This is a genomic window from Flavobacterium tructae, from assembly GCF_002217475.1.
Classification (GTDB): Bacteria; Bacteroidota; Bacteroidia; order Flavobacteriales; family Flavobacteriaceae; genus Flavobacterium; species Flavobacterium tructae.
This window is the reverse complement of the sequence record NZ_MUHH01000001.1, coordinates 1-14005: the sequence shown is the minus strand read 5'-3', so window position 1 is coordinate 14005 and position 14005 is coordinate 1. Positions and strand designations below refer to the sequence as shown.

Below are 14005 nucleotides of genomic sequence, written 5' to 3'. Positions count from 1 at the left end.
TACAATTTTAACCGAAGTATTTTATAGTTTTTCTATAATTCGAACTTCACCGTCTTTCTCCTCTTCGGTTAAAATATTGGATTGTTTTTTACGATATGTTTCAAAAGTCCATTGTACAATTTTGTTGTCAGGGTATAATTTGGCTTGTTTTTGCAGCCATTCCTCTGCTTTTTGTTCCGAAGAAGTTTTTTCGATTGCCCAGGCCGTAATGAGTTGGTTAGCCGGAAGAAAATTCATAACCGTATTGTCAACTTTTGGGTTAAAAGCAATAATGTTTTGTAAAGCGCTTTTGGCTTTTTCGGCATCGCCCAAGCTCTTGTAACATTGATAGTTGAGCCAATTTTCGAGCCTTTCGTCAATATCTTCGTCATAGGGTTTTCCTACTCCTAAATTTTCCGGCCATAATTTAGCATCCAAAATCAATTGTAATGCTTTTTTGTACTGCTTGTTTTTCATTTCGGCCAAAGCCTGCATCAATTTTGCTTCATGATACAATTGACGTCCTGCAGTAGCGCCTTCAAAGGGAAGGATTTCCAGTTGGGTCAGAAAAGCATCGGCAGCAGCGTATTTTTTGTTCAGGAGCAGTGTTTTGGCATACAGCATCCCCATTAAATAATTTTGAGGATGTTTTTTGTAGAAAGGTGCTGCGGTTGCCAGTGCTTTATCAAATTCTTTTTGGGCTATGTAGTATTCGGTTAAAAGTTTAGGATATCTCCAGCTTTGACCGTCTAATTTAATCGCTTGCTGCAGACTGGACAGAACCAATTGAGTCTCATTTTTAAATAATGAAGCTTTGGCTCCATAGAAAGCAGGATCAGCAGGCTGATTGGCGCATTGCAAAAACAACTCTTTTGCTTTTGATACATTATCTCGATTCCATTCGATTAAGGCCAAATGATATTTCAATTGCCATTGAGGGTTAGTTTTTATGAGTTTTTCCAAAATTTCGGCAGTTTCTCCACGGAAAGGAAAACTATTGTCGGGTTGGAGTTTGCTTAAATCAACCACTTTGTTTTCTAAATAAGCTTTCCAATATACAATTTCAGCATTTGGAAGGGCAAGTGAAAGTACTTTTAAAGCTTCTTCTTTACAACCTAATTGCGTATACCATATTCCTAACTCCAGATACGTTTGCTGTGGCATTTCGTTTTGAATCAAAGCCGTAAAATGCTGTTTTGATGCCTCTGACAAATCCCAAAGATGTTTTTCAAAACCAACAAAATGATTGAGTGGATCAACGTTATTTATCGTATTGAGAATTTCGACTGCTTTACTTTTATTATTTTGCAGACGAGATAATACGGCAAGTAATTGCAGACTTTCTAAATTATCCTGATTGTTCCGTAAACTTTTTTCGGCATATTCAGCTGCTTTTGCAAGATCGTTTTCCCTAAAGTAAATTTTGCTTAAAGCGGTATAAGCAGAACTTCGGAATTCAACGCTTGCTGCTGCGATATCAAAACCGTCTTTGGCATCGGTAGTATTGCCTAAATGAAGGTTAGCTAATCCGTAATAATAATTGGCAGCAGGATGATAGGTATCTATAGACAAAGCTTTACTTGCTGAATGGACAGCTTCGCGGTATTGGAATTTACGAATTTGTAAAATCGCTAAATCAGCAAGAGCAGGAGCGTAGTTGGGATCTTTTTGAAGACAGGCTGTTAGTTTTTCTTCTGCTTTGACATAATCTTTAAAACTAAGGTAATTTTTTCCCTGCAGGTACAATCCGTACACCGAGTTATGGTCAAAATCTTTTGGAATTTCCAATGGACGATTCAGATTTCCATCTTCCGGAGCCGAATTCCACACGAGTTTATTTTCGCCAAGTGTTAGTTTTAATTGGTTTGAATCAACAGCGATCTGAATAGAATCTTTGAAGGATTGCAATGTATTTACCGAAATATCTTTGGAATAGATTTTTTTGCCATTGTCAAAAACTTCCAGTTTTTCGTTGAGTTTTTGAAGCGGAGAAAAATAGATTTTCAACCAGCCGTTTTCGTTTTTTACGTTTACGGCGCCATAATTATTAGCTTTCACAAATCCTTTGGTTTGTTTCACCGGAAACCAGTATTCGGTCCATAAATCCGTTTGATAAGGGGCGAAGGAACGCTGCTTGAAAGGGGTTAAACTGCTGCCTTCACTTGCCTGATTGAATAGTCTTCCACTTTGAACTTCTACATATTGACCGTCGATATCGGTTAATAATTTTTCCCAGATCATTCCTTGCTGAGACAGTCCCCAGATCCATATTTTTTTACCGGGTTTGTCGTCGTGATTGCCATATCTTCCCATTCCAAAATCTTCGTCATGGTAATATCCGCCAAAGAAATCATCGTATTTGCCAAAGACATGATACGATTTGTAACCGCCAAAATTATTGTTTTTATAGAACGAAAGGTCTTTACCATTTTCTTTGTCAATGGGCCATGAATTGTGCTCGCCATTGTGTCCGATATAACTTTGTCCCGGGTAAATAAACTGTAGACTTTCAGCAGCTTTTATACCGGTATTCATCCAGGTATAGTAAGGCTGCTCGGTTTCGGTGGAATTGAACCAGAAGGAATTTGTGGTGAAATATGCTTTGTCTTTGGGTAAATTGATGTCCAGTTTCCAGGACGTTCGGGTTAGCAGATCCAATACGCCAATCATACAGCTTACACTTCCGTCTGCTCTGGTGAGCGTGATATAATCAACGGGAGTAGCGCAGTTGGGAGTATGTCCGATAATGCCATAATTACCCTCGACACCACCGCTTGTCCAGGGGCCGCGCATGGCAATATCTCTGAATTTAATCACATGATTGTTGTAAATAAAGTCCTTTCCGGTTGATTTCTCCACAGCCGACCAAACTTTTCCGCCAATTTCAGGAAGGATCATGAGTTTAATGTAATCATTTTCCAGTTCGATTACTTTCCATTCTTTTTGTACAGGTTTATCCGTAAAACCGTCAAATCGAAAATAGGGATACACTTTGGTATCCGGCTTCGGAATGGGATCAGGGTCTGAAAACGGGTAAGTGGTGAATACTTTTTTGTATTCTTTTATGGTCGGTTTATTTTGTGCGTTGACAAACAGGCTTCCAAGGAGTATAATGGGTAAGAAAGGTTTAAGTTTCATATGTTTGGTGTGAAATGTTAGAGGTTAGTTGTAAAATGTTAACTGTGAGTTTAGTTGCAAATTTTGGATTTGTTCTTAAGTGTTTGATTTTTATTTTTTTGCCTTGTAAAACCTGACAGATTTTTAAAATCTGTCAGGTTTACTTTGATAAAGGTCATAATCTCACATTTTACATCCCACATCTCCCTTATTTAACAATTAATAGCCAGCCTTTTCCTTTTGATACCGGTATTTCGTCTTTTGCGGTGAAGGTTTGTGCCGGTTGGAAATTCAGAATCTCAGGGGCAGTTATAGTTGCTTTTGCCGGATTGATTCCTAACTTTTTCCAGTCGATATTTAGTTTCACTTTTACATCCGTATCGGCCCAGCTTGCGATAGAAATTAAAGCAGTTCCGTTTTTTTTGTAAACCGTTGCCAGTACTTTGTCGTTAGCCGTTTTTACCGGACAGTTTTCGCTCCAGTATCCAATCATTTCAGAACCTTTAATTCCAAAAGTATCCCATAATTTCCAGATAGGTCTTGGGTCGGCATTATGGCTCCATGGCATTCTGTTGGTCATTCCGTAAACCATTCCTCTCCATGGGTTTCCTCCGTCCTGTAGCATTTCACCCATTAACCCGAAAGGAATTCCGCTTACTTCGGTCAGGAAAAAGTCAGGATTGTTTTTTTCGTAATCAAAATATTCCCCAAACCATAGTTTGTTGATGTATGGAAAGTGCTCCATGTACAAATTGGCGCTGTTGTTAAATCCGTCACTTTTGTTGTATTGATTAGCACTGTGGAGGTCAATAATTCCAGGGTGTCCGTCTTTGGTAAGGACTCTTTTGATTCGTTTCATGGTAATTCTGTCAAAAGCAACATCATCCAGATAAACACCATCGATACCCACATTTTGTGTCAGCCAGTTCATGCCTTCCACATAATAATTGTGCCAACGGTTCATTCCGCTGTTTACAATTGCTGCGTCTTTAATTTCAGGTACAAACCAGGCTGCAATATAATCGTCTCCCACATGTTCCTGTAGCCAGGAGAATCCGCCTCCTTTACCCGAAGAGTAAATTTCATGCCCTAAACTTCTTAAAGCAAAAGTCTCGTAAGCTTTGTTTGAAACCTCTCTGACAGTATTGTAAATCTTAACTTTTAGACCTTTTTCATGCGCTTCATCGATATAACTTTTCATTTTTTTAAATTCAATGAAAGGATAATTGATGTACGGATTGATGGCATTGGCATGGTGAATATTAATTACTGTTGCTCCTGTTTTGGCAATCGTATCGATATCGCTGTATTTGTGATAAAACTTAGTATCCCACTGAAAATCGGTATTTATGGTGTGGAAAGGCGTGATTAGTAAATTGAAATTATAATACAAAACATCTCCTTTTTTCATGTTTCGGGTGCCGCTGTACGCATTCACCAAAACCGATTTTGGATTTGGAGTGATGGTAATTCCTCCTTTATTTTCGTTCCCCCAGGAAGTGGGAAGCAATAAAGGTTTCTGTAAATAGAAATTGGTGTTTAACGGACGGCTGTATTTTTCGTCGCGTAAAGAAAATTGCAATCCTGAATTTACATTTCCAATCCAGGCCCCATCCTGGTTTTTGTGCGCAACATCCCATTTCCAGTCAAAATTGGCAGGACGATCGCCTCCTTTTTGACCTAATCCCATCATGTATTTTGCAGAAGAGGGCTGAATTGGCATTTGGAAATTGATATCATTAAAAGCGGCATCTTCAAGTGCCGTAATTTTTACAGTGTAAGTTAAAAAGCCATCAAACTCTAAAGAAGCATTTACATCCATCTGAAGTGATTTTGAAGTAGAAGTACTTTCCCAGGAAACGGTTCCGCTTTCTTTTTTCAGAAATTTAAGGCCTGCGTTCTTCCATTGTAATGATTCTTTACCAGAGGCATCCAAAAAATGAAAAGCTAACGGAGCACTTAAAATGTCATTGGCTTTTGAACCAACTGTTGTCATTTCGGGTGTGAAATACGTTTGAATTTGTGTTGGAAAACCATTGGAACCCAAAACTAATTTCCTGCCCAATAAAGAGATTTCGGTATCTTTTACAGTTAATGGAGTGTAAGGCGCAATAACCGTATTTTCCTGTGCCAAAGTAGAATTCAGCCATTTCAAACGTGTCATTTTCTCAGGAGAATCGATGCCGCTGTTTTTAGTAATTTCATTGGTTACTTTTATCTGAAGCACAATGTCTTTTGATTTTCCATCAGCAATTACGGTTGCTTTACCGCTGTAGGTTCCTGCCGCCGCAGTTTCCGGGACATTGATGCCACACCATAGGGCTTGTACTTTTCCTTTAGAAACCGAAACAGTATTGGTAAAAACAGCTCCATCATATTTTGTTCCATCAGTATTGATACAGTTAATGTCTTTCGATTCGATGATGGCTCCGGTAGAACTGATTAAATTCGAAAAGGTAACTTTGACGTTGTCAAGATTCTGCAAGGCATAAACGCCCAGTTGAAAGGCCAGATATTCACCTCTTAGCGCCGTGTCCGAAAAGGTATTTTGAACGCCTTTTTGAATCCATCTTTGTGGCAAATCATTTTTCATTCGGATAGAATACAAGCGGTCTTCCGGGAAAACCAGGAAGGAACTGCCGCTGTTTTTGGCGATAAGATTTTTAGTTTCGGCCGCAGTTGCGATTACTTCCATCGGATAAAAACTATTGAAAGCATTTACACTCTGAATTTCGGTAACGGTACAATTGTCAGTTAAATTGGATTTGATTTTAGCAAGCCATTGCGCGTCTGCTTTATCTTCAGGTTTAGCGTAAACTCCTTTTGGATAGTTAGCGTCACCTTCGTCGATGTAGGGCATGTAATACACATAATACGTTCCTTTGCCTGAAATTGGTTCGAAGAAAATAGTACCGTTTTCTCTGTTAATGTCAGTTGTTTTTACGTTTGAAATGGTTTTGCCTGAAGCATCCTGAACAATGATTTTTTTCAGTTCGGGTTTTTCGTCTCTTCTGCGCCATTCGATCGTAGCTTTGGCTACATTTCCGGTGCCGGTAAAGCTTACTGCAACTCTGTGATTCCCTAATAAGTTAGGGTTCCAGCTGTCGTTACCTTCCGAATATTTTATTTGGGCGGTTAACGAAATACTGAAAACGAATAGGCACAGCATCAATAGTCTACTCAAAATGGGTTTGTTTTTTAGGTTTGCTTTCATTGTTTTATTATGTGAGTTGTGGGTTTTGAGTTATTAGTTATAGAGGATAAGCTACAAACGGTTTGTATTTTAGAGTTATAGATTTCGGACAATAAACGATAAACAATTAAACAATTAAACGATTAAACGGTTAACCGATTAACCATACTAATATACCGCTTTCCATCCATTTTTTTTCCAATAGGCAATTATGGGTTTATAAGGTCCGTATTTGTGTTGTTCTTCTGAGAAGTTATCACTGAAAGGGCTGTGTGCATAGTCAATTGGTTTCCCCATTTTATTAGGGTAATCAAATGTTTTGGGGTTTGGTCTGTCGTGTACGGAATCATCATTTACATAGGCCGCAATATCGAGTGCCTGCAAGTCGGTGAGATATGGTTTTCCCGGACTGACTTTATCGTATGGCATATTGCTTTTTAACCATTGTGCCTGTTTGATTACTCTGTGCATGCTTGAACCCGGCTGATATCCGTATTGTCCCCAAAGAGGCGGGTAGGTGTAGCCTGATTTATCGGCATTGTACTGACCTTCTCCGTTGTTTCCGTGGCAGCGGGCGCAATTTTCGATAAAAAGGGCTTTTCCTCGTTCCGGGCTCGCGGCTACATCCGGAAATTCAATTTCCAGATTTTTGGCACCTTTAAAATCTCCATCTTTCGGAACAAATTTGCTGATCCATTTAAAGTAGGATAAAAAAGCGACCATTTCTTTGCTGTCCAGCGGAAGCGGTTTCCCGGAATGTGGACGCATGATACAATTGTTAACCCTTTCGGCCAGAGTAAGGACCTTATTTTCACGTCCGCGATACTGCGGATAATTGTCGTGTGATGCCATTAAATTAAAGGCGTGAGGTTTTGTTCCTGCATCCTGATGACAGTTGGTACAATTCATTTTGTTGCCTAAATATTTTCCTTTGATTCCGTTTGGACCAATATAATAAGCGGTTTTTAGCATTAACTCTCTTCCATAACGAACAGATTCTCCAAATGGATCGTCCGGAATTTTTGAGGTGTCAATGGTAATATACGAATCATCGTCGGCAGTTTTGCTGGCTAAGGTCTGCGAATTGGAAGTATTGCACGAATTGAAAACAACAATTGGCAATGCTGCAAAAAGTCCGATAAGAATTGTTTTTTTCATGTTTTTTATTTTTTAAAGACTGCCTTTAATTCAATAGAAAAGGTTTTAAGTTTTCTTCGGGAATAAATTGTACGCGATAGGGCGGTATTTCAGATTCTAATGCCCACAGTAAAACTCCTTTTTTATTGGTCAAAACCGTAATATGTCTTTTGGAACAACAAGCCAAAATGAGTTCTTTATGGATCATATAAGCACTTCCCATTCTGTCGTTGTAAACGTCTTTTGGTAATTGTACGTGGAAATCCAGTTGAACGGATTTATTCTTTTCATCTACTTTAAGAGCAAAAACAGAAGATTGCTTTTTGTCTACTCCGTTGTCAAAAAACATCAGACTGCCTTCGGGATTGATGTGGGCGGCGTGTGCCTGAGAGAAATCGGTGTCTTGCGACATTTTAAGATTTCCTCCTCTCCCTAATTTCCAGAGTACCTTTCCGGTTTTGGCCTCTATTTTCCAGATTTGACCGTTGTTGTAAAACGAGATCAGGAAATTACCGTCTTTATCATAGTTTAAACTGTTGGCATGCATCCAGTCTTTCTTGGTTTTGAGTAGTTTTTTGTCTTTCATTGGATCTAAATCGTCAAAAACGCTCCATTTCCATAGTTGCTTTCCTTTTCTGTCCAGAATCAGAATCCCGTCGCCATTAATCGTATCTTTTTGTTTTCCGCCAATAGAACTTAAATCGGTTATTCTTTGATCGACAAATAAAGTCACAATTTCGTTAGCAGATTTTTTAATGATTTCGTGATGAATCACCTGTTTTAAATCGCCTTGTCCCTTTTTTATGTGGGTTAGCGTGTCGCCTTGTAAATTAATTTCGAGAATTTCACTTCCATAACTTGTGGGTTCGTCATTTTTTCCCAGAATAGCAATAATACTTTGCTCTTTGGTAAAATGGGTAACTTTAAACCCGGTTCCTTCAACGGTATGATACCATCTTAAGTTTCCTTTATAATCTACAATATAAGCAACGCCCGGAGTTTCTCTTTTGGCCAAAAGCATAAATCCTTTTTTGAAATTTTCCGGCACCAGTTCAGGTTTCGGACAGTTGGCTTTGAATTGTTTTTGTAACCATTCCGGTAATTTTCTCGATTTGAAGGTATATATTTTACTGCTGTCTTTTTCCTTTCCATTACTCGTGATTAACTGAAAATGATATTGAGTTTCAGGAGTAATGTTGCAAAGGACCAAAGAATGAGACAGACCAGCTTTTGAAACTGGAGAGCTTATTCTATTTTTTGTGTCTTTTTGAGCAGGCCAATACTCGGCATAGACCTGAACATTTTCATTCGTGGTCACATCGATCTGAATTTTCAATTCGTTGTTGCCATGAATACCAATATTGATGTTCGTGACAGGAGTTCCCTGTTTTTTAGAACAGCTTACCACAATTAGCAGTATCCAAATAAAAATTCCTTTTACTATTACATTTTTAATCATCTGAAAGGGGTCTTTTAGGAAACAGAAAAGTTGTATCAAGTTTATTTATATTGTAGTTCAACGTTTTCCGGGATCATACTATTAATACTTAAAAATCAGGAACAGAACGTGAAAATAACGTCTGTTCCCGATCTGTTTTTCATTATCTGTCGGCATTACTCAGGTTCGGATTTAAGTCGACCTGACTTTGCGGATAGGTGTAATATTTGTTTTTAGGCATGGTGATAGGTGCGGTTTCTCCAACTCTTACGTGATAGGCATTTACCAGAACATCAAACTTATTCATTCGGATTAAGTCCTGACGGCGTTTTCCTTCATAGAACAATTCCCATCCTCTTTCCTGTAAAATAGCATCTCGTAACGAAGTTTTATTATAATCGGATAAAACCAACAGTTTGGCATGTGATCTTCCTTTTACCTGATTGATAAGGTCTATGGCTTCTGCAGTCGGGCCGCTTATTTCGTTTAAGGCTTCGGCTCTGCTCAACAATACATCAGCATAACGCAATATGTTTACGCTGTGACCATCATAATAAGTAGTGGTTTCATCATCGGCATATTTTCGGGTCGATACGTCAGGCATATAAAATTCTCCTTTTGGTGGCTGTGCTCCTAAGGAAGGTGCTTGTTTGTGAAGCAATTTATCAGTACCCATAAACTCCGGGAAGAAGCATTTTTTTCGATCGTCTTCATTTCCAAAAGTATTGTAGAAGTCCCAGTTTACGGTATAATACTGCCATCTGTTTTCGACAACCGGATGATCGATAGGACCAAAGTGGTTCAGAAGTTCCGTTCCGTTTACATTGGCATCACTAAGAGAAGAAAAGATGTTTTCGCTGCACCATTTATTACTTTCTTTAAAAAGCCCCAAATAAGTAGGAAACAGGCTGTATTCGTTGAGGTTCATAACTTGTTGTGTAAGCGAGGCTACTTTTTGCCAGTCATGATTTCGCAAATATAATTTTGCCAATAACGTCAACGCTGCACCTTTTGTAGCACGTCCTACATCATTACTTTCATAAATTGCATTTTTCTTATAGTTCACTGGTAAAACAGCAGCGGCATCATTCAAATCTTTAATTAAAAGAGTTTCTATGGTTTCAACCGGAGAAGGAGGTGTCTGTTCCAGATAGTTTGGATTGTCTAAGTTGGCTTCTGTTACAAGGATAACAGGTCCCCACGCGTCTGTTAAATCCATATAAGCAGAAGCTCTTAAAAATTTGGCCTCGGCTATAAACTGAGTTTTTTCAGCTTCTGTAATGCCGCTCATTTTTGAAATATTAAAAATCGCAAAATTGGCGTTGGCTACCAGTTTGTACATGGCATTCCAATCTTCCAGAAGCAGACCGTTGGCAGAATTCCAAAGCCCTAAAGATAATTGCCCCGGGTCACCACCATACTGACAATGTCCTAAATCTGTGGCAATATCAGTTAAAGCAAAATGTCTTGTTGCCCAGTACGAGAAGTTGTCTCCCACAGAAGGGCCTTTTAATCTTCCATAAATAGAATTAATAGAAGCGATAGCATCCGATTTGGTTTGAAATCCATTAGTATCGGTCAAACTGCTGTATACGGTAGGATCAAGATCGTCATTGCATGAAAATTGCAAACCTGCCGTCAGTAAGAGGAATATGATTGTATATTTTTTCATTTTAATAAATTTTATGTTACTAAAAAAGCTTTTAGACTAATGAATGGCAACCTTAATACCCAAAATGATGGTGCGTGAAGCCGGGAATGAATTGAAATCGATTCCTCCTCCCAGATTTTGTTTGGTAGTATCGTTGGTGAAATGCCCGTTTACCTCAGGATCATTTCCGGAATAATTCGTGATCGTCAGTAAGTTTTGTCCAATGGCATACAATCTGATATTGTCCACAAATTTGAGTGGTTTTAAGACACTTTCAGGAATAGTATATCCGATAGAAAGGTTTTTTAGGCGCAGGTAAGAAGCTTCCTCTACAAATTTTGAATTGACATAACTTCCATAAGTACTTTTGTAATAGCCGTCTCTTGGAACATCCGTATTTTCATTGGTACCGGCTACCCAGCGGTTTAAAGCATCTGTACTGGTTGTTGATTCTCCAACCATTCGGGTCATGTTGTAAACCGAATAATCAAAAGCTCCCTGAAAAAAGATGTTCAGATCGAAGTTTCCAATTTTAAAATCATTGTTAAGCCCAAGAGTATAATGAGGCGTTGAATTGCCTAAGTAAGTTCTGTCGTTTACGGTAATTGCACCGTCTCCGTCTAAGTCTTCGTATTTTGGATCACCCGGTTTAGACAAAGGCTGCGGAGCATATACTTCTCCGGTTTTGATTACTCCGGCATATTTAAAACCATATAAAACGCCCATTTCTTTACCCGGTTCCAGTCTCGTAAATTCGCGTCCCGAAACCGTTCCGCTTGGATTAGAAGTATTTTGACTGATGATAGACACATTATCGGCAAGTGAAACTACTTCTTGTTTGTTGTAAGCCACATTTAGTGAGGTCGTCCACAAGAAATGATCGTTTCTGAAATTAGTACTGGTAATTCCCAATTCAATACCTTTGTTATCAATCACTCCGGAGTTGATGGTTTGTGTATTAAAACCCCACCATCCGCCAATTGGAACTCTGATAAGGGCATCAGTAGTTCTTTTTTTATACACATCGATTGTTGCGGTTATTCTGTCATTAAAAAGTCCCATGTCCAACCCAATATCAGTCTGAGTGGTTTGTTCCCATTTTAAGTCTTTATTGGCTAAATTGGCAGGTTCTGTACCATTAACAAAATTTCCATCTCCAATAGTTACTCCCCAGGCTCTTAAGGTTGGCATGAAGGCATAATCTCCGATACCATCTGCTCCTGTAACTCCATAGCTAACTCTTAACTTAAGATCAGAGACCGTTTTGGAGTTTTGCATAAAAGATTCGTTAGATATTTTCCATGCTACTGCTCCTGAAGGGAATATTCCGAAAGAGTTATTGCTTCCAAAACGGGAAGAACCATCTTTTCTTAAAGTAAATGCAGCCAGATATCGATCACTGAAAGAATAATTTAGCCTCCCAAAATAAGAAGTTAGCTTCGTTTCGATTTTTTCAGTCTCAGGTTTCAAATAAACCGCTGCCGCGTCAAGGTTGTGATAGGTTAATGCATCGTTAGAAAAACCGGTTCCGGCTGCTCTCAAAAACTCATACGTATCTTTTTGATTAGACGTACCAATCATGGCACTCATCGAATGTTCCTTAATATTGAATTTATAGGTTAGGTATTGCTCCGTACTCCATCTGAAATAAGTTTTGTTTTCTTCAGATCCTGATCCTTTTAAGGCAGCTCCTGCAACCAAAGTTCTTGGTGTGTATCTTCCTTCAATATTTTCCTGCCATTCCGCACCCGCTCCAAAATGATAGGTAAGTCCTTTAATGATTTCATAGTCTAAGAACATATTTCCGTTAACCAATCTGTTGATGATATGATCGGTTGGTTCTAATAAAAGTGCCAAAGCATTATCTTTTCCCTGAAATTTGTAATAAGACCCGTCGGGATTGTAAATTGGAATAGTTGGTGGGGCAGTCTGGATAGAAAACAACGGGGATAAAATATTATCTCCAAAATCGCTATTGTTTCCTTCGCTGGCAGCTCCATAGATGTTAGTGCCTACGTTTAGTTTGTCATTAAATCTTTTTTCGCCTCCCATTCTCACACTGTATCTTTTAAAATCAGTATTTTCGATAGCTCCGGTTTGTTTGATGTAGTTTCCCGAAAGGAAAAATTTAGAGGTTTTGTCGCTTCCGCTAAAAGTAATGGTTCTGTTTATTACTTCTCCGGGACGTGTTGCAGCCTTAAACCAATTCGTATTAGCAACCGGGAAATCGGAAGAAAAAACAGGAGGTCTTCCATTCTCTTTCGCAATAGCATTTTGAATGTCGGCATACTGCTGTCCGTTGATAAGAGAAGGTTCCTTGATAATGCTTTGAAAACCATCTGAGATTTCGGCTTCAATCTGCATTTTACCTGATTTTCCTTTTTTAGTCGTAATCAGGATCACCCCATTTGCACCTCTCGAGCCATAAATAGCGGTAGAGGAGGCGTCTTTTAGAATCTGAATGTTCTCAATATCGTTCGGACTGATAGAGGCTCCTGTACTGGTAATGAAACCGTCTACAACATACAGAGGCGAATTAGAATTGTTAAGAGAATTTCCACCTCTAATAACAATCGAAGGATTAGTTCCCGGAGCGTAGCTGTTTTGCTGTACCTGAACTCCCGAAGCGCGCCCTTGCAGAGCCTGACCAACGTTAGAGATAGTACCTCCTAAGTTTAAATTGTCTTTGCCGATAGAACTTACAGAACCCGTAAGGTCTTTTTTCTTAGCTTTTCCGTATCCTATAACTATTTCTTCTAATTTTTGTCCCGCCTCTTTGAGGACAATTTTTAAAGGGGAGCTTCCAACAGTTACTTCCTGATCTTCCATACCAACGTAGGAAATGATAAGTTTCGTTACATTATCAGCAACAGTAATGGCAAAACTTCCGTCTGAATCAGTTTGTACTCCTGTGCGGCTTCCTTTTACAACAACATTTGCTCCGGCGATAGGAAGTCCGTTTTGATCTGTCACTTTACCCTTCACTGTTTTTTCAAAAAAGAATGCAATATCAGTTCTGCGATTTATTCTTACGGCTGAGGTTGCTGAAACCTGGACGGTAAAAACGAATACTAAAAAAAGTGTGAGTTTAATCTCTGCACCGGGAAGATTTTTTAGCCTAAAATCTTCTGGTCTTTTTTTGGTTAAAAATTTCATACTTAAAAATTGAGTTTGGTTAATGTTTATTTGTTTTTTTTCGTTTGTAAGCTTTTGGAATTCTTTTATGAGATAATTTTTGATTTATAATTTATCTTCTGACGAAATGGTTTAAAAACAATTGCCGTTTTGTTTTACTCTTTTTGTATGTGGTATTTTTTTTCGTTTTTCTGTTTTTTTTGGGGAGGTGAAAAACGACTGAAAAATGTATTAATTAACTTGGTTTTAAGATTATTATGAAACGAAGCTATAGATTATATTTTTATAAAACAAGAAAAATGAATAAAAATGTGCTCGAACACATTAATTTTATGTTCTCGAGCACATTTTTTTA

At 38.5% G+C, this 14005-nt stretch carries 6 protein-coding genes; all 6 read right to left on the bottom strand.

What is annotated here, in order from left to right; translation table 11 throughout:
* Nucleotides 1-21: 21 nt before the first annotated feature.
* Nucleotides 22-3117 carry a DUF5107 domain-containing protein gene (locus B0A80_RS00030; RefSeq protein WP_089075999.1) on the bottom strand — a complete coding sequence of 1032 codons (3096 nt, stop codon included), beginning with the start codon at nt 3115-3117 and terminating at the stop codon, nt 22-24.
* A 187-nt stretch (nt 3118-3304) separates the two neighbouring features.
* Nucleotides 3305-6310, bottom strand: coding sequence for a glycoside hydrolase domain-containing protein (locus B0A80_RS00025; RefSeq protein ID WP_233430674.1), 3006 nt, complete (start codon nt 6308-6310; stop codon nt 3305-3307).
* A gap of 147 nt (nt 6311-6457) precedes the next feature.
* Nucleotides 6458-7447, bottom strand: a complete 990-nt coding sequence (locus B0A80_RS00020) for a c-type cytochrome (RefSeq protein WP_070906858.1) — start codon at nt 7445-7447, stop codon at nt 6458-6460.
* 25 nt (nt 7448-7472) lie between these two features.
* Nucleotides 7473-8885 (bottom strand): aryl-sulfate sulfotransferase, encoded by a 1413-nt coding sequence (locus B0A80_RS00015; protein ID WP_089075997.1) that lies wholly within the window; start codon nt 8883-8885, stop codon nt 7473-7475.
* A gap of 142 nt (nt 8886-9027) precedes the next feature.
* Entirely contained in the window at nt 9028-10536 is a 1509-nt protein-coding gene (locus B0A80_RS00010) for a RagB/SusD family nutrient uptake outer membrane protein (RefSeq protein WP_089075996.1), read from the bottom strand.
* 36 nt (nt 10537-10572) lie between these two features.
* Nucleotides 10573-13671 (bottom strand): SusC/RagA family TonB-linked outer membrane protein, encoded by a 3099-nt coding sequence (locus tag B0A80_RS00005; RefSeq protein WP_089075995.1) that lies wholly within the window; start codon nt 13669-13671, stop codon nt 10573-10575.
* Between the last annotated feature and the right edge of the window lie 334 nt (nt 13672-14005).